The organism is [Clostridium] scindens (assembly GCF_019597925.1).
Lineage (GTDB): Bacteria > Bacillota > Clostridia > Lachnospirales > Lachnospiraceae > Clostridium_AP.
On sequence record NZ_CP080442.1, the window covers coordinates 165001 to 187248 of the forward strand.

The window sequence follows — 22248 nt, forward strand, 5'->3', positions numbered from 1 at the left end:
GAGTCTTGCGGAGGTAGAGCACTGAATTTCCTAGGGGGCGTCAAAGCTTACCGAAGAATATCAAACTCCGAATGCCGCGTAGATGATGTATGGGAGTCAGACTGCACGAGATAAGTTGGGCAGTCGAAAGGGAAAGAGCCCAGACCTGCGGCTAAGGCCCCAAAATGTGTGTTAAGTGGAAAAGGATGTGGGATTTCGAAGACAACTAGGATGTTGGCTCAGAAGCAGCCATGCATTCAAAGAGTGCGTAATAGCTCACTAGTCGAGAGGTCCCGCGCCGAAAATGTCCGGGGCTGAAACACACTGCCGAAGCCCAGGGATGTACGAGGTACATCGGTAGAGGAGCATTGGATGCGGGAGGAAGCGGCACCGGAAGGAGCCGTGGACCGCATCGAAGAGAGAATGCCGGAATGAGTAGCGAGAGGAAGGTGGGAATCCTTCCGGCCGAATATCCAAGGTTTCCAGAGTAAAGCTGATCTGCTCTGGGTAAGTCGGGGCCTAAGGCGAGGGCGGGAGCCGTAGCCGATGGACAACAGGTTGAGATTCCTGTACCGCGATATGACAGAACTGTGGGGACACGCGTGGAAAGCATAAGCCGGGAATGGAAAGACCGGCGCAAGCGGGGTAGGGGCTGCATAGGCAAATCCGTGCAGCGCAACCCGAAGCCGCGACGCGAACCGAACTACGAGTAGGGAAGTATGCGAGCCATGCGTCAAGAAAAGCCGCTATCGCTCATATCGCGCCCGTACCGCAAACCGACACAGGTAGATGAGGAGAGAATCCTAAGGCCGACGGGAGAAGCATTGTCAAGGAACTCGGCAAAATGACTCCGTAACTTCGGGAGAAGGAGTGCCATAGAGATATGGCCGCAGAGAATTGGCCCAAGCAACTGTTTAGCAAAAACACAGGTCTATGCGAAGCCGCAAGGCGAGGTATATGGGCTGACGCCTGCCCGGTGCTGGAAGGTTAAGGGGAGAGGTTAGGAGCGATCCGAAGCCTTGAACTTAAGCCCCAGTAAACGGCGGCCGTAACTATAACGGTCCTAAGGTAGCGAAATTCCTTGTCGGGTAAGTTCCGACCCGCACGAAAGGCGTAATGATTTGGGCACTGTCTCGACAATGCACCCGGTGAAATTGAAGTACCAGTGAAGATGCTGGTTACCCGCGCCAGGACGGAAAGACCCCATGGAGCTTTACTCCAGCTTGATACTGGGATCCGGTATTGCATGTACAGGATAGGTGGGAGGCTAGGAAGCGATGACGCCAGTCGTCGCGGAGCCGCTGTTGGGATACCACCCTTGCAGTGCTGGGTTTCTAACCAGCAGCCGTGAACCGGCTGGGGGACAATGTCAGGCGGGGAGTTTGACTGGGGCGGTCGCCTCCGAAAGGGTATCGGAGGCGCTCAAAGGTCCTCTCAGAATGGTCGGAAACCATTCGCAGAGCGCAAAGGCAGAAGAGGGCTTGACTGCGACACCGACGGGTGGAGCAGGTACGAAAGTAGGACTTAGTGATCCGGTGGTATAAAGTGGGATTGCCATCGCTCAACGGATAAAAGCTACCCTGGGGATAACAGGCTTATCACTCCCAAGAGTTCACATCGACGGAGTGGTTTGGCACCTCGATGTCGGCTCATCGCATCCTGGGGCTGAAGTAGGTCCCAAGGGTTGGGCTGTTCGCCCATTAAAGCGGTACGCGAGCTGGGTTCAGAACGTCGTGAGACAGTTCGGTCCCTATCCGGCGCGGGCGCAGGATATTTGAGAGGAGCTGTCCTTAGTACGAGAGGACCGGGATGGACTGGCCGCTGGTGGATCTGTTGCGCCTCCAGGCGCATGGCAGAGTAGCCAAGCCGGGACGGGATAAACGCTGAAGGCATCTAAGCGTGAAGCCCCCCTCGAGATGAGATATCCCTGGCGACAAGCCAGTAAGACCCCTTGAAGACGACGAGGTGGATAGGATAGAGGTGGAAGTGCAGCAATGCATGGAGCTGACTATTACTAATCGGTCGAGGGCATGACCAGAGAGGCCGGAAGGCAAGGAGGCCCGGATCCGGGGCGTTGGATGGAAGTATTTCCCGTATGCGGTTTTGAAGGTATATATAGGGCACCAGGAGGCCATACTAGAATGTGTGGAGGCCGGTGTTTTTCTTCAATTAAAGATAGCATAGTCCTCGATAGCTCAGTGGTAGAGCATTCGGCTGTTAACCGAAGGGTCGTTGGTTCGAGCCCAACTCGGGGAGTTCTGGAAACATTTCATAGACGTAAGTTTATGGAATGTTTTTATTTATTTAAAAATCAACGAACCTACGTAGACGGAATATGGGACAATAATTCATAATGAAAGGAGATTAAACAAAAATAAACAGAAGAAATAGGGAAAACCAAATGGTAGCATTCTGGTAATGGCGGTATTCTTGCCTGCTATAATTAACTCAGTTTTAGGAAAAGGAGATAGTAGCATGGCAAGACCAGCATTTACAGAAGCGCAGATCATACAGAAGACGTTGGAGAATGTCCGTAGTTTTTACAATCGCAAGCAGGAGATAGCAGTACTTCCAACGGCCGATGATTTTGTCTGGATCGGGGCGTATGATTCCCAGTGGAGTGAAGGCCGGGACCAGTTTGTTGAACTGGCTGGTATAGAGCATGAAGAGTTTCCAATCCTGTTGTCAGATGAAGAATATCATCTTCTCTTTCATGAGAGGAATGTATGGGTTGTATATGGACGTTATAAAGTCACTGCGACAAAGGAGGATGGGAGCGTATTTCATGTGCATGTCCGGGGTACCTATGTGTGGCGTATGGTAAATGGCGAACTGAAATTGGCCCATGTCCATGATTCTCATGGCGATATGCCAACAGGTCAACGGGCTTCTGAAGCAGGGCAGTATCTGGCTGATGCGGATTTCCTGGAATATATGAAGCACATGGATATGCAAAAGGCGAATCAAGAGAAGATTGTATTTCGGGATAAGGAGAAGAATTACCATTATCTATTTCCTTCCGATATTCTTTATCTGAAGGCAGCGGCGCAGTATTCTATTGTGCACACGAAGTCGGATCGTTTTAAGACTTGGGGGCTGCTGGCTGATTTTGAGAAAAAAGTGCCGGAGACATTCAGACGTATTCATAAGAGTTATCTTGTGAATACGATGTATATTGACAGCGTCAGACGCTATCGGGCGTCCTTAACGGATGGGCAGGAACTGCCTATTGGAAAAGAACGCTATATGGAACTGAAGAAGCATCTTCAGAATGGAATATAAAGCAGAGGATTCGTGGCTTTTCCTGTAAAGGCCGCGGATCCTTTTATTCTTTACATATGTTTTATAGTAAGTGTAAAGGTGTTGACTTTTTATGCCGAAGGAATATAATGAACCTTAGGAAACGGTGAAGCCGTTTTTATTTTCGGAATTTATGGAACGGGTTCCACATCCTGTTATCAGAATTATAATTGGAGGTTACATATGTCAAAGGAATTAATGCAGATGAATATTCAAAGGGCGCAATTAAGAATCGAAGCGGAGAAGGAAGAAGTCGCCAAAGGCAGCATGCGCCAGCGCTATCATTTTATGCCGCAAGCCGGCTGGATGAACGATCCGAATGGGCTGCTATATTATAAAGGGAAATACCATTTCTTTTTTCAGCACAATCCATATAGCAGTTTCTGGGATTGTATGCATTGGGGCCACGCGATCAGCGACGATATGCTTCATTGGGAGTATCTGCCGGAGGCGCTGGCTCCAAGCGAGGCATATGACAGCCATATGAAGGGCGGATGCTTTTCCGGAAGCGCGATAGAGCATGAAGGCAGGCTGTACTTAATCTATACAGGCGCTACGAATGTGGGAAACGGGATGGAACAGACGCAGTGCATCGCTTATAGCGAAGATGGAATCCATTTTGAGAAATATGATGGAAATCCGGTGATTGAAGCGCCGGAAGGCGTGCCTGCCTGTTTTTTCCGGGATCCAAAGGTATGGAAGCACGAAGATTTATTTTATATGGTATGCGGAGCCAGCCGGGGGGAAAGAGGACAGGCTCTGCTGTACAGATCAAAAGACCTGCTTCATTGGGAATATGTAAATGTATTGGCGGAAAGCCGGGGAGAGTGGGGATACATGTGGGAATGTCCGGATTTCTATTCCCTTGGGGACAAGTATGTCCTGACATTTTCTCCCATGGGAGCCGGTGATAGAAAAAGCGTATATCTGACCGGGGATTTTGACTATTCCACCGGGAAATTCTGCTACCAGACATCGGGGGAGATTGACTGGGGACATGATTACTATGCGCCGCAGTCATTTCTTGCGCCGGACGGACGCCGGCTGATCGTAGGATGGGCCAATGAATGGGAATGGATGTCCTATTGGAAAGACTGGGGGCCAACCTACAAGGAAGGGTGGTGCGGCTCTTTCAATATTCCAAGGGAGGTCAGGCTTATGGAAGATGGCACGCTTCAGTTCCGTCCGATCGAAGAAATCAGATCCATCAGGGAGGGTGCTTACAGGGAGGATGCCTTGCTTCTGGAGCCGGGAAAGGAATATGACCTTAAAGCGGGCGACGGAGTGGCATATGAACTAAAGATGAAGATAGATCTTGAACATACGGACGCTTCCCGGATAGAGTTGATGCTAAGAGGTGACGGGCAGAGGAGGACCAGATGCGTCATAGACCTTAAGAAAGCCCAGATAAGCGTGGACAGAAGCCTGGCGGACGGCTGGAGCAAAGGGGTATCCAGAAGTCCTTTATTCCTGAAGAATAAGAAGAAGCTGGATATCCATATCCTGTCAGACCAGAGTTCCTTGGAACTATTTACGGATGACTATCGAAATAATCATTCCATGAACGTGTTTGCGGGAAATGAACAGGATAGAATGTACATATGCGCCGTAGATGGCCAGGCGCGGATCGAGGATATAGAATCCTATGGCTTGAAAAGAACAATGTAGTTAATGGGGAAGAAAAGAGGGAAGAAGCATGGCAAGTATCAGAGATGTGGCGAAAAAAGCAAATGTAGGACCGGCTACCGTATCCAGGGTCCTGAATAACAGCGGCTATGTATCGGAAGAGTCACGGCGCAGGATAGAGCAGGCGATGATGGAACTGGACTATACGCCGAATGAACTGGCCAGGAATCTGTTTCGAAAGAAGACGGGGATCGTAGCGTTACTGGTCCCCAGCATCTCCCATCCGTTTTTTGCCGCGTTTGTGGAAAAAGCCGAGGAAGCCCTCCATAGTCGAGGATACAAGACGATGCTCTGCAATACGGCAAAAGAGGAAAATGCAGAACTGGAATATCTGGATATGCTGAACCGCCATATCGTAGACGGGATTATCAGCGGCGTCCATTCGCTGGAGATCGAAGAATATCAGAAGATTAAGAAGCCGATCGTTGCATTGGACCGGTATCTTGGGGCGGATATCCCTGTTGTGGCGGTGAACCATGAAAAGGGCGGCCGGATGGCGGCAGAAGAACTGGCGGGCAGCGGGTGCAGGATGGTGCTGCACTTTAGAGGCGATCAGGCGGTAGAATCCCCTTATCATGACCGCCATCATGCATTTGACCGTATCATGAAAGAAAGACAGGTGGAAGTGTATTCTTATGAATTGGAACGAAACCGTTTTGACATGGAGTATTTTGAGGCAGTCATCCAGGACATATTTTCCAGAGAGATAAAGTTTGACGGCGTATTTGGCACGGATATGCTGGCGGCTTTATACTTAAGGGAGGCAAAAGGAAGGGGCCTTCGTGTTCCGGAGGACGTTCGGGTTGTATCCTATGATGGAACCTATGTGTCCAGGATGACACGACCCGGGATGACGGCAATCATACAGCCAGTAGAAAAACTGGCCAATGAGGCGGCGAAAATGATTGACCTTCTGATTAACGGCGAAGCCTGCCATGAAGATAAGGTGGTGATGGAAGTCGGATTTCAGCAAGGAGAAACTACATTCCGGGACAGATGACATAGATTCATTTATGAAAGCGGCTACTTATTTGTATTTTCAATAAATGCCATAATATAACAAAAAAAGCAATAAGACACATAAGCCGGGAAATGATAGACTTAAACCATACGGGATTAAACCAAAAAGAGGTGATGGCTTATGAATTATATTGGGATTGACATCGGCTCTACTGCTTCCAAGGTCGTAGTACGGGGAAGCAAAGAGGCGTATTTTGTGCTGCCCACAGGCTGGAGCAGCAAGGAGACGGCCCAGACTATCCGGGCCAGGCTAAAAGAGATGGGGATTGATGTGGACGATGAGGCAACGAAGGTGGTTGCCACAGGATATGGCAGAATCGTGGTAGACTATGCGGACCGGACGATCACGGAGATCACCTGTCACGGGCGGGGAGGCCGGGAACTGGCAGGCGAAAACTGTATGATCATCGATGTGGGGGGACAGGATACGAAGGTTATCTCGTTAAAGGATGGCGTGGTATATGACTTCCTGATGAATGATAAATGCTCCGCGGGAACAGGCAAGTTTCTGGAGATCATGGCCAACCGGCTGGGGGTTACGCTGGAGGAATTATTTGATCTGGCAGATCAGGGGACGGCCATCCCGATCAGTTCCCTGTGCACGGTATTTGCGGAGACGGAGATCATCAGCTATATCGGAGAAGGCAGGGAACGAAGAGACATCGCGGCCGGAGTGGTAGAATCAGTGGCGGAGAAGGTAGCGCAGCTTGCGAAGCGCCAGTCTTTGCAGGATCAGATCATCCTCACCGGAGGATTGAGCAACAGCCCTTATTTTGCGGGACGTCTGTCGGAGAAACTGGGAAAGACGGTGCAGACAAGGGAAATGGGAAAATACGCGGGCGCGCTCGGCGCGGCGTATCTTGCGGAAGAGAAAGGTTAACAGGAGGAAGAGAAGATGGAACTTATCAAGGAATTGCCAGAGGTATTTGAAGAGTTTGCGGAACAGAGACAGAAATCGTTCCTGGGTATTAAGAAACTGAAAGATGAAGGAGTGCCGATCGTAGGCGTATACTGTACATATTTCCCTCAGGAAATTGCGGTTGCCATGGGTGCGGCGGTGGTTGGGCTTTGCTCCACTTCCGATGAGACGATCCCGGCAGCGGAAGAAGACCTTCCAAAGAATCTATGCCCTCTGATCAAGTCCAGCTACGGGTTTGCCAAGACCGACAAATGTCCGTTCTTTTACTTTTCCGACGTGGTGGTTGGAGAGACGACCTGCGACGGAAAGAAAAAGATGTACGAGTATATGTCTGAATTCAAGCCAGTATATCTTATGGAACTTCCGAACCGACAGACGGAGGAAGGACTGATTCTGTGGAAGAAGGAGATTATCCGATTCAAAGAATATCTGGAAGATAAGTTTGATATAGAAATTACTGATGAGAAGGTACGTGAAGCCACACATACCATGAACGAGGTAAGGAAGTCCATGAAGCGGCTGTCCGCGCTTATGGCATATGATCCGGCTCCGGCTACCGGACTGGATATGTTCCATGTCATGTATGGAAGTACCTTCAAATTTGATAAGTCTGTAATTCCATCAGAAGTAGACGCGCTCACAAAACAGCTGGAGGATGAATACGCGCAGGGCAAGCATCTTGACAAGCGGCCGCGCATCCTTGTGACCGGCTGCCCTATCGGCGGCGCGACGGAGAAAGTCATCAAGGCCATCGAGGATAACGGAGGCGTTGTCGTTGCTTTTGAGAACTGCGTAGGCGCGAAGAATCACGACCAGCTGGTGGATGAAGATAATCCGGATATCTACGATGCCCTGGCCCGCAGATATATGGACATCGGATGCTCAGTCATGACGCCGAATCCCAACAGGATTGACTTAATGGGAAGGCTGATCGACGAATTCCATGTGGACGGCGTGGTAGAAGTGATCTTGCAGGCCTGCCATACATACAATATTGAGACCAAGGGTATCCGCAAGTTTGTAAATGAAAAGGGCAAGCCCTACATCAGCGTGGAGACGGACTATTCTATGGCAGACTGCGGACAGCTGAATACAAGAATGGCAGCGTTTGTGGAAATGCTGTAGAAATCCATTCCGGCAATTATAAAAATTCGCACTAACCGGTCAATTGATAAGGAAGAATCGATTGACCGGTTTTTCTGCTTAAACTGTGGAGAAAAGTTTGCAAATACTTCGTATGTTTGCTTGAATAGCAAAGAGGGGTATGCTAATATTTACCATATCAGACATTCTGATTTCTAAAATTAATCAATGGCAGTTCGCCGACAAATCCAATGTTCAGATCAAATTTAAAAATGACGGGAGGGATGGCCTATGGGGGAAGTTTCTTGTTTTGTGTCTGTTAAGTAACTGATGGTTGTGATAAAATAAAAGGAGAAACATATGAGTAAACAACAGAATATGATACCATTGCAAGAATTAAACCTTACCAGCCGTTTTTTATTTGAAGAGGTATTGGAAGATCCCAGGACCCATCAGGATATATTAGAGATTATCTTCCAAAAAGAAATCCCTCTGCTTGAAAAGAATGAGACCGAAAAAGAATTAAGAGTGTCTCCGCTGCTTCGCTCCATCCGAATGGATGTATTTTCCATGGATCAGGAAAAGGTTATTTATAATACGGAAATGCAGCAGAAAAGAAGGGCAGATTTGGCGAAGCGCAGCAGATACTACCAGTCCATGACGGATACATCATTGCTGGAGCCAGGAGTACCGGATTACAATCGGCTGAATACGTCGTATATTATAATGATAATGCCGTTTGATTTATTCGGTTATAAAAGGTATGTATATACATTTCGATCCAGGTGCGAGGAGGAGGCAGAGTGCATTCTTGAAGATGGGGCAACCCGAATATTCTTGAATACCCGGGGAGAGAATGATAGCGAGGTTCCCCGGGAACTGGTAGAGTTCCTGCACTATCTGGAAAATACGACGGATGAGGCAGCAGCCGGGACGGACAGCGAGAGGATTAAAAGGATCCATAAACGGGTTTGCGAGGTAAGGCTTAGCGAGGAAGTCGGGGTGAAGTATATGCAGGCATGGGAAGAGAAATATTATGAGAAACAGGAGGCCAGGGAGGAAGGCATAAAGCTTGGCATTGAGGAAGGCATTCAAACAGGCGAGAGAAGAAAATTGAGGGAATTGGCTATAAAGAAGCAGCAAAAGGGAAAATCTATAGAGGAGATTGCGGAAATCCTGGAAGAGGATGAAGAGACGATTCGGCAGTTGCTGGAAGAGCAGGCCTGATTATATCGTAAACGCAATATTAATTTTAGTAAGAGAAGAGATACATGAACAAAGCAGGCAAGAGATATGCCTGCTTTTATATTGCTTGAAAACGTAAGATTAGACAAATAGAAGGGTCTGTCTACATAAAAAACATTTACGCATGTTTGTTCCTTTATCTTTTGCGGATATGTGCCTAGAATGTTAATTAAATAACAAAACTTTAGCAGAAAGGAGAACAAAAAGGAATGAAAGATTATCTAGGTTTTAAAGGAAAGGTATGCGTTGTATCTGGAGCAAGAACAGGTGTAGGAAAAGCGGCTGCGGAAATTCTTGTTGATCTTGGAGCGAAGGTATACGCGGCAGGCAGAAACAGGGGGGAGATTGAGGGGATTGAGAAATTTGTCATTATGGACTTATGCAGTAAAGAGTCAATTGACAAAGCGTTTAAAGAATTCCCGGAGAAGATTGACTGTTTTATCGGCTGCGCTGGATTATTTGGGGATGTAAATGATTTTATGTCTGTAACTATCACGAATTTTGTCTCGAATAAATACATAATCCAGGAATATTTAAGTAAGCGTATTGTCGACAAAGGTACGATTGGTTTTGTAACATCTAATAACGGGACGCACTGGGAGCAGGAAAGATTTAGAAAAGAGTGTCAGGCAACCATTGAGGCAGAGGGCTGGGAAGGAACGATACAGCAGCTTATCGATTCCGGATTAAGCCAGAAAACAGGGATGGATGGGTATAATTTTTCTAAAAGGTGCATGAACAATTTTCTGACCAGGACTGCCCATGATCTAAGCAAGCGTAATGTCAGGGTCAATTATGTCCTGCCTGGCCCCATTGATACCAAAATGCTTCATGCGTGTATGGATAATGCGGGAGCGCCAGTGGAAAGCCTGCTGAATTCAGTGCTGGAAAACGCTGACCATATCTGCGCGCCAGAGGAGGTTGCGGCTCCATTGATCGCTATGTGCTCAAATATGATGACCTATGTAACAGGGGCGGGGATATATACGGATTTTGGCCTGGATTCCTATATCCGGCTTGGACTTATAGAAGACCGGGTTGCCGGACAATATGAACCGTTGATATAAGAAATCAAAGGAGGAGTAGGAAAGATGACGAATAAGACAAGAGCTTGGCTTACATGGCTTGGCCTGGCGATAGTAGGGAGTTTAATGGGGGTTGCATATGGCGCTCCTACGTTGCTGTATGAGACTATACTGGAAAATACCGGGTGCACGCCGACGCAGTTTGGATTTATTTTTTCAGCAATGGGAATTAGCTTATTGATAGGCAGCCTGTTAGTGGGGAAAGCGATTGAGATAAATAGCAAAGCGTTTTCTATGGCAGGCTCGCTTTGCGCATTAATTCTTTATGCGGCAATTGGGCTAAGCAATAGTATTTTTGTAATTATTGTTGCGGGATTTTTGTATGGATTAATCTTCCAGTTTTGCGGAAATTCATTGCTGAGTGCCATGTGCGCGAGATGGTTCAATATAGGCAGGGGGAAAGTCGTATCTATTGCATTTGTATTGCAGGCATTAGCGAGCGTTATACTGAATCCTATTTTGGCAAAACTGGTAGTAGCGATAGGAGGAAAGGCAGCGGCCCTGCTATTAGGAATTGTATTTTCGGGAGTATCCTTTTTCCTCCTGGCATTTGCGGTGAGCAGATTCCCGGAACATTATAATATGAAAGCGATTGATCTCGGGAAAAATATGAAGGAAGAAAAGATATCAGAAGAAAAAGAAGCAGAAGGATACGAGTGTTCTTTGCCAGTGTTAAAAATCATTATGACACCCGCGTTTTTACTGCTTGCGGTCAGTGTATTCCTTATGTCTATGGGCTCAAATATTTATTTTAGCAATTCAACCATGATCTTCCAAAGTTTTGGACTGGATTATGAAAGCGCTGCTCTGGCAATGTCCATATATGGAATCGCGGGCATGGCCATTAGTTTTTTGAGCGGCGTGATCATTGATAAGCTTGGGCCGAAGAAAGGGTTATCAATATTTTTTGGGCTTGCGGCAGCAGTCTGCCTTGCGTGTCCGTTATTAAAGGGTTGGACAGGCGCTGTGATTTTTGCTGTATTTATCCCCTGCTGCTCGGTTTGGAATATGATTGCCGCTATGGCGCTGCCAAAGATGTTTGGCGTAAAAAGAAGCGCTTCGCTTATGGGCTATATTAATTTCTGCGGAAGCCTGTGCTCGATCATTATCGGACCGATAGCCACCGGACTTTATGGGATGACAGGCTCATATGTAACGCCTGTCGTTATTACCGGAGCAGGCATAGCGATTGCTACAGTATTTGTATGGATTTCCTTAGGAGATAAGATGGCTGCAGGCGTGCGCAGGCGGGATGAGATGTTTCGGATTAGGAAGAACGCTAATTAAGCGGCATTGAATATTTTTTGATTTCTAGATGGCCGGGATGTCAAGTATTTCAACTAGATTAAAGCGGAATTTATGGTATAATGAACACAATGAGCCAGGCGGGAAGCGTTTGGCGAATGTGTGATAATCACTAATATTCTATATGAGGTGTGCATATGGCTTTAAAAGTTGATACCAGGAGAATACTGGCTGAGTCATTGGAAAATTTATTAGAGAAGAGGGAATTGAAGGATATAACGGTTAATGAGATCGTAGGGAACTGCGGGGCCGCAAGAAGTACGTTTTATCATCATTTTAAAGATAAATACGATCTTGCGAACTGGATATACGAGGATTTCCTGACCGGATATCTGAATACGCAGGAGCACGTGGATATGGATTACTATTCCATGCAATTGGAGCCATTAGAATTCATCTATTCAAAGAAAACTTTCTTTTCGAAGATCTGTAAATATAAGGGCCAGAACTGCTTTTATGAATTTGTGTTTCAGATCACGCAAAAAAGAGCGGTTGAAATGGCCAGGAGAATTCAAAAAACGGATAATCTCCCGGAGGAAATCCTGATAGCAATAGATTATATGTCATCGGGGCATGCCTATCTGCTCAACAAATGGGTGGTGCAGGGATTTTTTATCAAGCCGGATAAGATGGCGCAGTATCTGCTAGAGAATACGGCGCCTGGTATTGAACGCATCTGCAGGGTGGAAGAGTTATAATAGGGAAAGCGTTTAAACCCCTGAAGCATTGGAGTTCCTTTGCTTCAGGGGTTTTGTATTGATTGATAGTGTTAAAAATAAAACAAAATAATCCAAGTGTTGTTTGGATGGACATTCAGGGGTGTTTGTTCATTGTATTTGGAGGGCAGCGAGGTTATAACTGAATCATAGATAATACATAGAACAAATCAAATGTCAGAAAGGATGAAAGGAAATGGAGTTTAAATCAATTTTTACCCCGTTGAAAATCGGGAACATGGTACTTAAGAATCGCCTGGTTATACCTGGAATGGGAAACAATCTTGGCTCAGAAGACGGGGCTGGAGATATGACGCCAAAGGCACAGGCATATTATGCAGAAAGAGCAAAGGGCGGGTATGGGCTCATCATGACAGAGGTTGTCCGTGTAACAGAGGACGGCAATTCCATACCACAGGAAATTAGTATTTATGACGATAAGTTCATTCCTGGCTTAAGAAAGATGGTGGAAGAAGTACATCAATATGGCAGTAAAATCTGCGCGCAGCTTCATCACGCTGGACGTGAAGCAGAAAGAAGCCAGAAAGCACCTTCCCCGATTAAGATGTCTTCTTCGCCATTCTTCAAATCTGTGGCACCTAAGGAACTGACAACACAAGAATGCTGGGAACTGATACATGCATTCAGCGATGCCGCCGTACGCGCTAAGAAAGCCGGATTTGACTGCGTAGAGCTTCATGGTGGCCATCAGTATCTGATCGCACAGTTTCTCTCGCCTTATACAAATAAGAGAACAGACGAATTTGGCGGAAATACGGATAACCGGGCTCGATTCCTTACAGAGATCATCAAGGAGATCAAAGAAAAATGTGGAGATTACCCGGTGATCGTACGTATCAGCGGAGATGAACGGGCATACGGAGGGCGCACGCCGCTTCAGAGCGCGGTACTTGCAAGAATTATTGAGGCAGCAGGCGCCGATGCCCTTAATATCAGCGTAGGGAATGGAGCAACCAATGCAACGGTGGCACCGCCTTCCTACCCCATGGGCCATATTCTTGATGATGCCTCAAGAGTAAAGAAGGCAGTATCAATACCAGTAATTGGAGTAGGACGTGTCCATGATCCCTATATGATTGACGCGGCAATTGACGAAGGATGGGTAGATGCCGTGGCAGTAGGCCGCCAGTCTATCGCTGATCCATACTTCCCGAATAAACTTCTGGCCGGGCATCCGGAAGAGGTATGCCCCTGCGTATCCTGCCTTCAGGGCTGCGTGGGCAGATTAAATGATCCAGATTACCTTGACATTAACTGCCTGATGAACCCATTTGTATCCCGGGAGCATGAATGGAAGATCGAAGAAGCAGGACAAAAGAAAAAAATCGTCGTTATCGGCGCGGGGGCGGCAGGTATGCAGTATGCCCAGATTGCGGCGCAGAGGGGACATGAAGTTATTATTTTTGAAAAGAATGATCGTGTTGGAGGACAGGTTCTTCTGGCGGCTATGCCACCGTCTAAGCAGGCATTTTGCTCGGCAATCCGTTACTGGGAAACGATGTGTCGAAAGTACGATGTTGAGATCAGATTAAATACGACTGCGACAGTAGAATTAATAAATGCGGAGAATCCTGATGTCGTGGTCATCGCAACCGGATCTTTGTCTGCCCATCCTCCGTTCAAGGGGCTTGAAGAACATGCGGTTATGGATGCAAGAGAGGTTCTTATAGGCAAAGTCACTCCAGAACATAAGTCAATGGTTATCGGCGGCGGCCTAGTAGGATGCGAGCTGGCATCCATGCTGGCAGAACAGGGACATGAGATTACGATCGTGGAAATGGGAGACCATCTGCTGCCGGAACTTGCGCTGTGGCAGCAATGGGCACAGCAGGATCTGCTGGAGTTTGTAACCGAAAAGTGCAAGATCCAGACTAGTTCTAAGGTGATGGAAGTATTAAAGGATGGTGTCGTCTTAGAATGCAATGGAGAACAACTGACTCTGGACGGCTATGGCAGCGTGATACTTGCGTGTGGCGCAAAGCCGCTGAATGTATTCTCTGATAAGCTGGGGGATATTCCTGAAGTCCAGGTCATCGGGGATGCTGTGAAAGTGAGCAAGATCATTGATGCGGTTGAAGAAGCGACGAGATATGCGCTCTATGTATAAATAGTATAAGTTATGGCAATTAAGGAAGGGGGTGCGTCAGCCCCCTCCTTTTTTTGTTAGGACAGTTGGAATGCGAGACATTTCAGCTGTTTTGTTTATCCAGTATACAGAGTTAATGATTTGTATATATATTTCTGCCCCAGGCCATGTGATAATTTTAACAAAATATTGAAGGATAACCATGTGGAAAGGAGAAGAAAGTCTTGAAATCAAAAATATATTATGGATATTTTGTGACGTTCCTGGCAGGCTTGACAATTATGGGATCTTATGGAATCTTGTCGTCTTGTATGGGGAATTTTATTGCCGCGGGCATTCTGAAGAAAGGGTGGAATGCAGCAATTGTAGGCCTGGCATATTCTATGCGGCTTATTCCTTCTGCAATATCTCCGCTCGTAGGCATTATACTGGCCAGGTTTGGCCCCCGGCGGACTATTTTTTGGACAACATTATTAACTTCTATAATTGTTATTATATGCGGATACTTTGATTCAGCATGGGGATTCGTATTTGGATTTGGCCTGGCTGTTGGCGTATCAATGTATTTTAATGATAATCTTGCCTGTACTACAGTAATCAATAATTGGTGGGAAAACAGAAGAGGCCAGATGAGCAGTATGTTAATGACGTTTTCATATGCAGGAGGAGTTATCTTTCCTCTTATAATCGCCTGGATGTTAAGGACTTTTGAGTGGAAGACCACAATGTGGCTTTGCGGGCTTCTTCTTTTCTGTATAACAGCCCTTCCGCAGTTTTTCTGGATGAAAGATCGCCCGGCAGAAATGGGATTAAAAATTGAAGAAGGCCTGAAGCCAAAGCAATTGAAGAAAAAGAAGCGGATAACGAATGAGCCGGCGGACGAGCCGGAAGATTGGGATGTGAAATCGGCTCTTAAGACTCCGCAGATATGGATTCTTGGAATTTTGTATGGATTCATCTGTACGCCATTTATTGTAGTTATGAATTATTCCATCACTCATCTTGAAATGAATGGGATGGGAGGAATGCAGGCCACTTATTTTATATCGGGCCTGAGTGTTACGACGTTTATTTTCACGCTGTTTATCGGGACCATTGTTGACTATCTTGGGGTAAAGAAAAGTTTTATACTCGCGTTTTTAATGGGGGCGGTTGGAATTATAAGCATAGTATTTGTAAACTGCAGTTATCTTACCTGGATTATCCCTTTGATATGCTGTCCATTTCCGATGAGTATGGGGCTGCCTATCGTGACTACTGCTGTTGGCGATTATTATGGCAAAAAGAATTTTTCGATAATATGGGGATTTGCGCTGCCGCTTACTACGCTTGCAACGATTGGAATATCACCATTAGTAGGCATTATGCTGGCTCATTTTAATTCGTTGACGCTGGCGTTTGTGGCAGCTTCGCTTCATCAGCTAGTAGGAATTGTCCTCGTGCTTTTTCTGAAGAAGCCGGTTGGGCAACGCTGCCAATAAGTAAATTAAGACATTCTCCCAAGGGACGTTTTCCTGCATGGCGGGTTGACACAAGTCCGATTCCGTACTATAATACGTCTGTTGTGAGTACGGAATCGGACTAAGGAGAGGCTTATGGAAAATACGTTTGGAAATGAATTGAGAGAGTTTAACTGCCTTTATAAAGAAGTGGATGAGATATATCATGAGATAGCCTTGAAGATGGGAATATCGGACAGCGGATTTATTATACTGTACGCTTTGGCGGAACTGGGAGACGGGTGCCTGCAAAAAGATATTGCGAAGATTTATTATATCAGCAAGCAGACGGTCAATTCTTCCATCAGCAATCTTAAGAAGAATGGGTATGTATGCCTCCGTCCGGGAAAAGGCCGCGATATGCATATCTGCCTGACGCCTCGAGGCGAGGAACTGATCCGGGAAAAGATTGTTCCGGTAATAGAAGCGGAAAACAGTACATTTGCCGCTATGACCCAAAAAGAAAGCAGGGAACTGATCAGGCTGACCAGGAAGTATGCTTCTCTTTTACGGGAAAAAGCGGAACAAATATTATGATTTAGGGGGACTCATGAGAATACAGCTATCAGATCACTTTACTTATAGAAAACTTATTAGGTTCGTGCTGCCATCTGTTGTCATGATGGTCTGCACATCCTTATACAGCATCGTAGACGGGCTCTTTGTATCCAACTTTGTAGGGAAGACTCCATTTGCGGCGATTAATCTGACCATGCCTCTTCTGATGGGGCTGGGCTCCATTGGATTCATGATCGGAACAGGAGGCAGCGCCATAGTTTCCAAGACATTAGGAGAAGGAAAGGAAGACAGAGCCAGCCAATATTTTACCCTTCTTGTTGCTGCCGCGGCAGTATTAAGCCTGGTATTCGGGATTACAGGCTTTATCTTTGCGCGCCCGATCATGGCCGCCATGGGAGCCAGGGGCGAGATGCTGGAATATTGCGTGATATACGCGAGAATCTCGCTGTGCTCGATGCCGGCGTTCTTCCTGCAGAATGTATTTCAGAACTTCCTGGTGGTTGCCGAAAGGCCAGAATTAAGCCTGAAAGTATCTATAATGGCGGGACTTACGAATGTGGTGCTGGACTTTGTATTTATTGTAATCTTCAAGTGGGGAATCGTAGGAGCGGCGGTTGCCACGGCCATGGGGGAAGTGGTTGGAGGAGTCGCGCCTATCCTGTATTTTGCGGGGAAGGGAAACAGGCTGATCCGATTTACGAAAACCAGGCTTTATGGAAATGTGATTCTCAAGGCTTGCGCCAATGGCTCGTCAGAACTGATGACCAACGTCTCTATGTCCCTGGTAAATATGCTGTATAATTTCCGGCTGATGGCAGTAGCGGGAGAAAACGGGATCGCGGCCTATGGCGTCATCATGTATGTGAATTTTGTGTTTTCTTCCATGTATATTGGCTATTCTATCGGTGCGGCACCCATCGTTTCATATCATTATGGGGCTGGAAACCGGACGGAATTAAAGAATCTGCTGAAAAAGAGCCTGGGGCTTATCGGCTTAACGGGGATCGTGCTGACTGCTTTGGCGGAGATTACTTCCGGTCCATTGGTGGAGATCTTTGTAGGCTATGATAGGGAATTATTCGAGATGACTTGCCATGGATTCCGGATTTATGCCCTGTTCTTTATCATCTGCGGCTTCAATATCTGGAGTTCTGCCTTTTTTACCGCCCTTGGAAATGGAGTGGTATCCGCCACTATCTCATTTCTCAGGACACTGGTATTCCAGAGCGGCGCGGTTATGCTCCTGCCAATATTCCTGGGGCTGGATGGCGTCTGGCTGGCGGTGGTGGCGGCAGAAATCATGGCGCTTTGCGTGTCAGCCATCTTCTGTGTGGCACAGAGAAAGAAATACGGATATCTGTAACGTGCGAAGAGAGGGCTGTCGGTTAGTACCGATTTTAGCCCCTGATATTTAAGAAAGAGAGAACCCTGTAGAATTCAGGCTTTTTCAAAGCCTTGACCTTCCACAGGGTTCTCTCTTTCTTGACGGACAGGTTTTATGCGATCTATGCGATAGCGATGTCAGATCTGTTCATAGACTTTCGCCAGGATATCCAGAAGCTGTTCTCTGTCGAAGGCAGCGGTATCCAGGCAGAGGTCGTAATTCTCCATATCTTCCCAATACTGATCCGTATAATAGTTGTAGTAGTAGCTCCTGTCTTTGTCTACCTTGCGGATCAGCTGCTCCGCCTTCTTCTCATCCAGAGAATAACGCTCCATGACTGTCCGGATACGGTCGTCATAAGGCGCATACAAGAAGACGTGGCGGCTCGTCTGGCAGTCTTTAAGGACATAGTCAGCGCAGCGGCCTACGATGATGCAGTCCTCCCTTTCGGCAAGTTTTAAGATCACGTCAGACTGGGTCTCAAACAGTTTCTCGTCAATGTGCTCATATCGATATCTGCGGTCCAGGCCGGAATCCAGATCGACTTGATAAGACCAGGGCTTTTCACGTTTTTCATCTACACGCTTTAACTGCTCATAGGGAATATCGATCTGTTCGGATGCCAGTTTGATGAGTTCCTTGTCATAACAGTTGATCCCAAGCTTTGCTGCCAGAGCGTTTCCGATGATGCGCCCGTCACTTCCGAATTGCCGTCCGATGGTAATTACACGTTTACTCATATATATACCCCGCTTTCTATTAGGAAAGTCCTTTGTTAGGGTGGACTCCTTTACTAATTTCAGTGTAACATGCCCGGAAAAATGTGTAAAGAAAGAAGTGGAAATGATATTCTGTCCAGCTTTTTTGGCTGTTTGAAAGGACCCCCTACCGGGGTTGTGACCCCCAAAATGCAATGATATACTTGGTGAAAAGGATGGTTTTGGAGGAGGAAAATGGTGAAGAAAAGGCTGATAAGTATTTTAGGAAGCATTGCGCTGGTGGCGGGCCTTCTTGCAGGCTGCGGCAAAAGCGGCTCTCCAGATGGAGGTTCTGTAGAGAGGGAGGAAGACCGGCTGATGGATGAGGTTGTGGTAACCATGCCCGCAACGTCAGAGCCTGAATCTGGATTTGATCCGGCTTATGGCTGGGGAGCGGGAGAACACGTCCATGAGCCGCTGATCCAAAGCACTCTTACTAAGACGACAGAAGATCTTAAGATTGAAAAGGATCTGGCAACAGACTATCAGGTAAGCCCTGACGGCCTTACCTGGACGGTCACGATCCGTGATGACGCGGCGTTCACGGACGGGGAGCCTCTGACGGCGGAGGATGTGGCATTTACTTATAATAATTGCAAGGATAAGAGCACAGTCAATGATTTTACCATGCTGGATAAGGCTGTGGCAGTGGATGATAAGACTATTGAGTTCCATATGACAAGAGCATTTTCTATCTGGCCTTATACTATGGCGGTAGTGGGAATCGTCCCGGAACATGCCTATGACGAGAAGTATGGACAGAATCCGATGGGTTCTGGCCGCTATATCATGAAGCAGTGGGATAAAGGACAGCAGGTGATCTTTGAGGCCAATCCGGACTATTATGGGGAGAAGCCAAGAATTAAGAAAGTTACGGTTCTGTTCATGGAAGAGGACGCTGCGCTGGCAGCAGCAATGGCTGGAAAAGTGGATGTGGCGCATACTGCGGCTTCTTACAGCGAGCAGAACGTAGAAGGCTACAGTCTTTTGGCCGTGCAGACGGTAGACAACCGGGGATTTAACCTGCCGTGCGGCAAGCCGCGGGAAAAGGAGGGCATTACTTACGGCAACTCGTTTACGGCAGATGTGAATGTAAGGCGGGCGATCAATATCGGAATAGACCGGGAAGAGATGATTGAAAATGTGCTGAATGGATACGGAACCCAGGCCTATAGCGTATGTGACAAGATGCCCTGGTATAACAGCCAGTGCGAGGTGGAATATGACCAGGAGGAAGCAAAAAGGCTTCTTTCGGAGGCCGGATGGGAAGAGGGCAAAGACGGCATCCGGGAAAAGAACGGGGAAAGAGCAGCCTTTACCTTGATGTTCAGCACCGGGGACAGCGTCCGCCAGGCGCTTGCGGAAGATACGGCCAATCAGCTGAGGGAAATCGGGATTGAAGTGAAGACCGAGGGCGTAGGCTGGGATGTGGCGTACGACAGGGCCCAGTCAGAGCCGCTAATGTGGGGCTGGGGCGCCCATACGCCGATGGAACTGTACAATATTTATCATACTCTTGAAGGAAAAGGTATTGGACAGGCGGAGTATTCGCCTTACGCTAATGAAAAGGTAGACCAGTATATGGATCAGGCGCTTGCCACAGGCTCATTGGAAGATTCCTATGAATTATGGCAAAAGGCCCAGTGGGATGGAAACACTGGCATTACCCAGGAAGGGGATATCCCATGGATCTGGCTGTGCAATATAGATCATCTGTATTTTGTAAGGGACGGCCTAGCGATCGCGGATCAGAAGATCCATCCTCATGGGCATGGATGGTCTATAGTAAATAATGTGGATCAGTGGTTCTGGGAGGACAAATAATGAAAAGGCGCTATGCCATTAAGATCACTCAAAACATCATACGGGCGCTGCTTTTGGTGATCCTGACCAGCATGGTGGCATTCGCGCTTATGAAGGCCTCCCCGGTAGACCCGCTTCAGGCGAACGTCGGGCAGGCCGCGCTGGGCAGCATGAGCCAGGAGCAGATTGAGAAGCTGCGTGAATATTGGGGAGTCGGGACATCCCCTGTCCGGCAGTACCTGTCCTGGGCCGCCGATTTCGCTACAGGCGATATGGGGACATCCCTTTTGTATCGTCAGCCGGTCAAGGACGTGATCGCGGTCAAACTGTCGAATTCCCTTTTCCTGATGGCGCTTGCCTGGGTGATCTCGGGGATACTGGGATTTGCGCTGGGAGCGGTCGCCGGGATGAATGAGGGACGTTTGATAGACAAGGGAATCAAGGGCTATTGCCTTTTGATCTCCAGCACGCCCACCTTCTGGCTGGCGCTTCTTCTGCTGGTAGTATTCGGAGTATGGCTGAAAATACTGCCTATTGGGCTTAGCGTGCCGATCGGAGTGGAGGCCAGCGGGGTTACATTCATGGACCGGGTGTATCACGCGATTCTGCCAGCGGTTACTTTGAGCATTACCGGCGTATCAAATATCGCGCTTCATACCAGGGAGAAGACGATAGATATCATGGAAAGCGACTTTATGCTGTTTGCGCTAGCCAGAGGAGAGAGGGGCTGGAGGCTTTTCTGGCGCCATGGATTCCGCAACGTCCTGCTTCCCGCGATTACGCTGCACTTTGCGGCCATCAGCGAGATTATCGGAGGCTCCGTCCTTGTAGAGCAGGTGTTCTCCTATCCGGGGATTGGGCAGGCGGCGGTAGCGGCAGGGCTTGGAAGCGATATGCCGCTTTTGATGGCGATTACCATCGTCACCGCCCTGTTCGTCTTTGGAGGCAATCTGATCGCCAATCTCCTCTATGGGCTGGTTGACCCTAGAATCAGAAGAGGAGGGGAGGCACAATGAAGCATTTGAACCGTAGAAAGAGAGTAATGGCAGGGGTGGCGCTGGCGACGGCCTTCCTTCTTGCCGTATTTATCGGAGGTTCTATCTGCTCTGAACTGGCAGTGGCGACAGACTTTACTCAGAAGAACCTTCCTCCGGGAGCGGGACATCTTTTTGGCACGGACTGGATGGGACGGGATATGCTGGCGCGGACGTTGAAAGGACTGTCTTTGAGCATTTTTCTTGGAATCCTGGCAGCCGGGGCCAGCGCATGTATTGCCCTGATTCTGGGGATTGCTTCCGCGACACTTGGAAAGACTGTGGATAAGGTCATTACGTTTATCATTGATCTGATACTTGGAATCCCGCATATCCTTTTGCTGCTTTTGATCTCAGTGGCTCTGGGCAAAGGGCTTAGAGGCGTGGCCCTGGGAATCGCGCTGACGCACTGGCCATCCCTTGCCCGCCTGATACGGGCGGAAGTATTACAGCTTAAAGAAAGTCCGTACATACAGGTTGCGCAGAAACTTGGAAAGAGCAGATGGTACATTGCCCGAAAGCACATGCTGCCCCATCTGCTGCCCCAGTTCCTGGTAGGGCTGGTGCTTTTATTTCCCCATGCGATCCTGCATGAGTCCAGCATCACCTTCCTGGGATTCAGCCTGTCTGCACAGCAGCCCGCGATCGGTATCGTGCTGTCAGAATCTATGAAGCATCTGGTGACGGGAAAATGGTGGCTTGCCCTGTATCCCGGAATATTCCTGGCACTGACTGTAGCCATGTTCTATGTAGCAGGGGAAGGGCTTCGCAAGATTGCAGATCCAGGAAGCGTGCACGGATAGGAG

Annotated in this window: 17 protein-coding genes, 1 tRNA gene and 1 rRNA gene (1 of these 19 only partly in view); 18 read left to right on the forward strand and 1 reads right to left on the reverse strand. The window is 47.8% G+C overall.

Annotation, left to right across the window (positions count from 1 at the left end; genetic code table 11):
- The 15 genes from K0036_RS00780 to K0036_RS00850 all read left to right on the forward strand — a co-directional run.
- Nucleotides 1-2017, forward strand: a 23S ribosomal RNA gene (locus K0036_RS00780); it begins 881 nt to the left of the window's first position.
- A 146-nt stretch (nt 2018-2163) separates the two neighbouring features.
- A tRNA-Asn gene (locus tag K0036_RS00785) sits at nt 2164-2235 on the forward strand.
- 219 nt (nt 2236-2454) lie between these two features.
- Nucleotides 2455-3261 carry a LytTR family transcriptional regulator gene (locus K0036_RS00790; RefSeq protein ID WP_220430474.1) on the forward strand — a complete coding sequence of 269 codons (807 nt, stop codon included), beginning with the start codon at nt 2455-2457 and terminating at the stop codon, nt 3259-3261.
- A gap of 201 nt (nt 3262-3462) precedes the next feature.
- Nucleotides 3463-4947, forward strand: a complete 1485-nt coding sequence (locus tag K0036_RS00795) for a glycoside hydrolase family 32 protein (RefSeq protein WP_220430475.1) — start codon at nt 3463-3465, stop codon at nt 4945-4947.
- A gap of 28 nt (nt 4948-4975) precedes the next feature.
- Nucleotides 4976-5965, forward strand: coding sequence for a LacI family DNA-binding transcriptional regulator (locus K0036_RS00800; RefSeq protein ID WP_220430476.1), 990 nt, complete (start codon nt 4976-4978; stop codon nt 5963-5965).
- A gap of 141 nt (nt 5966-6106) precedes the next feature.
- The gene (locus K0036_RS00805; protein ID WP_220430477.1) at nt 6107-6865 is read left to right on the forward strand and encodes an acyl-CoA dehydratase activase; all 759 of its coding nucleotides are present in this window, start codon (nt 6107-6109) and stop codon (nt 6863-6865) included.
- A gap of 15 nt (nt 6866-6880) precedes the next feature.
- Nucleotides 6881-8029, forward strand: a complete 1149-nt coding sequence (locus tag K0036_RS00810; protein ID WP_220430478.1) for a double-cubane-cluster-containing anaerobic reductase — start codon at nt 6881-6883, stop codon at nt 8027-8029.
- Nucleotides 8030-8347: 318 nt separating this feature from the next.
- A complete protein-coding gene (locus K0036_RS00815) occupies nt 8348-9214 on the forward strand; it encodes an Rpn family recombination-promoting nuclease/putative transposase (RefSeq protein ID WP_220430479.1) in 867 nt (288 codons plus the stop codon).
- A 227-nt stretch (nt 9215-9441) separates the two neighbouring features.
- Complete coding sequence (locus K0036_RS00820) at nt 9442-10299, forward strand: SDR family NAD(P)-dependent oxidoreductase (RefSeq protein ID WP_220430480.1); 858 nt, start codon at nt 9442-9444, stop codon at nt 10297-10299.
- A gap of 24 nt (nt 10300-10323) precedes the next feature.
- Complete coding sequence (locus K0036_RS00825; RefSeq protein WP_220430481.1) at nt 10324-11604, forward strand: MFS transporter; 1281 nt, start codon at nt 10324-10326, stop codon at nt 11602-11604.
- 155 nt (nt 11605-11759) lie between these two features.
- A complete protein-coding gene (locus K0036_RS00830) occupies nt 11760-12320 on the forward strand; it encodes a TetR/AcrR family transcriptional regulator C-terminal domain-containing protein (protein WP_025646109.1) in 561 nt (186 codons plus the stop codon).
- Nucleotides 12321-12534: 214 nt separating this feature from the next.
- Entirely contained in the window at nt 12535-14466 is a 1932-nt protein-coding gene (locus K0036_RS00835; protein ID WP_025646107.1) for an NAD(P)/FAD-dependent oxidoreductase, read from the forward strand.
- A gap of 290 nt (nt 14467-14756) precedes the next feature.
- Nucleotides 14757-15926 carry an MFS transporter gene (locus K0036_RS00840; protein ID WP_238106934.1) on the forward strand — a complete coding sequence of 390 codons (1170 nt, stop codon included), beginning with the start codon at nt 14757-14759 and terminating at the stop codon, nt 15924-15926.
- A 114-nt stretch (nt 15927-16040) separates the two neighbouring features.
- Nucleotides 16041-16481 carry a MarR family winged helix-turn-helix transcriptional regulator gene (locus K0036_RS00845; protein WP_173694841.1) on the forward strand — a complete coding sequence of 147 codons (441 nt, stop codon included), beginning with the start codon at nt 16041-16043 and terminating at the stop codon, nt 16479-16481.
- 13 nt (nt 16482-16494) lie between these two features.
- Nucleotides 16495-17826 (forward strand): MATE family efflux transporter, encoded by a 1332-nt coding sequence (locus K0036_RS00850; RefSeq protein WP_025646098.1) that lies wholly within the window; start codon nt 16495-16497, stop codon nt 17824-17826.
- Between the two features lie 158 nt (nt 17827-17984).
- Here K0036_RS00850 and K0036_RS00855 read toward each other — a convergent pair whose 3' ends face one another.
- A complete protein-coding gene (locus K0036_RS00855) occupies nt 17985-18587 on the reverse strand; it encodes an AAA family ATPase (RefSeq protein ID WP_025646096.1) in 603 nt (200 codons plus the stop codon).
- Nucleotides 18588-18800: 213 nt separating this feature from the next.
- Between K0036_RS00855 and K0036_RS00860 the strand changes: the two genes are divergently transcribed.
- Genes K0036_RS00860 through K0036_RS00870 form a run of 3 tightly spaced genes read left to right on the forward strand, consistent with a single transcriptional unit; the run spans nt 18801 to nt 22245 of the window.
- Entirely contained in the window at nt 18801-20429 is a 1629-nt protein-coding gene (locus K0036_RS00860) for an ABC transporter substrate-binding protein (RefSeq protein ID WP_173694840.1), read from the forward strand.
- On the forward strand, nt 20429-21424 hold the full coding sequence (locus K0036_RS00865; protein WP_220430482.1) for an ABC transporter permease: 996 nt from the start codon (nt 20429-20431) through the stop codon (nt 21422-21424). The genes K0036_RS00860 and K0036_RS00865 overlap by 1 nt, the downstream gene beginning before the upstream one ends.
- Nucleotides 21421-22245, forward strand: a complete 825-nt coding sequence (locus tag K0036_RS00870) for an ABC transporter permease (protein ID WP_220430483.1) — start codon at nt 21421-21423, stop codon at nt 22243-22245. Before K0036_RS00865 ends, K0036_RS00870 begins: the two co-directional genes overlap by 4 nt.
- Nucleotides 22246-22248 lie beyond the last annotated feature (3 nt).

What these genes read in the sequence shown, in the direction of transcription:
- K0036_RS00790 (WP_220430474.1), top strand. Translation starts at nt 2,455, where the DNA reads ATGGCAAGACCAGCATTTACAGAAGCGCAGATCATACAGAAGACGTTG.
- K0036_RS00795 (WP_220430475.1), top strand. Translation starts at nt 3,463, where the DNA reads ATGTCAAAGGAATTAATGCAGATGAATATTCAAAGGGCGCAATTAAGA.
- K0036_RS00800 (WP_220430476.1), top strand. Translation starts at nt 4,976, where the DNA reads ATGGCAAGTATCAGAGATGTGGCGAAAAAAGCAAATGTAGGACCGGCT.
- K0036_RS00805 (WP_220430477.1), top strand. Translation starts at nt 6,107, where the DNA reads ATGAATTATATTGGGATTGACATCGGCTCTACTGCTTCCAAGGTCGTA.
- K0036_RS00810 (WP_220430478.1), top strand. Translation starts at nt 6,881, where the DNA reads ATGGAACTTATCAAGGAATTGCCAGAGGTATTTGAAGAGTTTGCGGAA.
- K0036_RS00815 (WP_220430479.1), top strand. Translation starts at nt 8,348, where the DNA reads ATGAGTAAACAACAGAATATGATACCATTGCAAGAATTAAACCTTACC.
- K0036_RS00820 (WP_220430480.1), top strand. Translation starts at nt 9,442, where the DNA reads ATGAAAGATTATCTAGGTTTTAAAGGAAAGGTATGCGTTGTATCTGGA.
- K0036_RS00825 (WP_220430481.1), top strand. Translation starts at nt 10,324, where the DNA reads ATGACGAATAAGACAAGAGCTTGGCTTACATGGCTTGGCCTGGCGATA.
- K0036_RS00830 (WP_025646109.1), top strand. Translation starts at nt 11,760, where the DNA reads ATGGCTTTAAAAGTTGATACCAGGAGAATACTGGCTGAGTCATTGGAA.
- K0036_RS00835 (WP_025646107.1), top strand. Translation starts at nt 12,535, where the DNA reads ATGGAGTTTAAATCAATTTTTACCCCGTTGAAAATCGGGAACATGGTA.
- K0036_RS00840 (WP_238106934.1), top strand. Translation starts at nt 14,757, where the DNA reads ATGGGGAATTTTATTGCCGCGGGCATTCTGAAGAAAGGGTGGAATGCA.
- K0036_RS00845 (WP_173694841.1), top strand. Translation starts at nt 16,041, where the DNA reads ATGGAAAATACGTTTGGAAATGAATTGAGAGAGTTTAACTGCCTTTAT.
- K0036_RS00850 (WP_025646098.1), top strand. Translation starts at nt 16,495, where the DNA reads ATGAGAATACAGCTATCAGATCACTTTACTTATAGAAAACTTATTAGG.
- K0036_RS00855 (WP_025646096.1), bottom strand. Translation starts at nt 18,587, where the DNA reads ATGAGTAAACGTGTAATTACCATCGGACGGCAATTCGGAAGTGACGGG.
- K0036_RS00860 (WP_173694840.1), top strand. Translation starts at nt 18,801, where the DNA reads ATGGTGAAGAAAAGGCTGATAAGTATTTTAGGAAGCATTGCGCTGGTG.
- K0036_RS00865 (WP_220430482.1), top strand. Translation starts at nt 20,429, where the DNA reads ATGAAAAGGCGCTATGCCATTAAGATCACTCAAAACATCATACGGGCG.
- K0036_RS00870 (WP_220430483.1), top strand. Translation starts at nt 21,421, where the DNA reads ATGAAGCATTTGAACCGTAGAAAGAGAGTAATGGCAGGGGTGGCGCTG.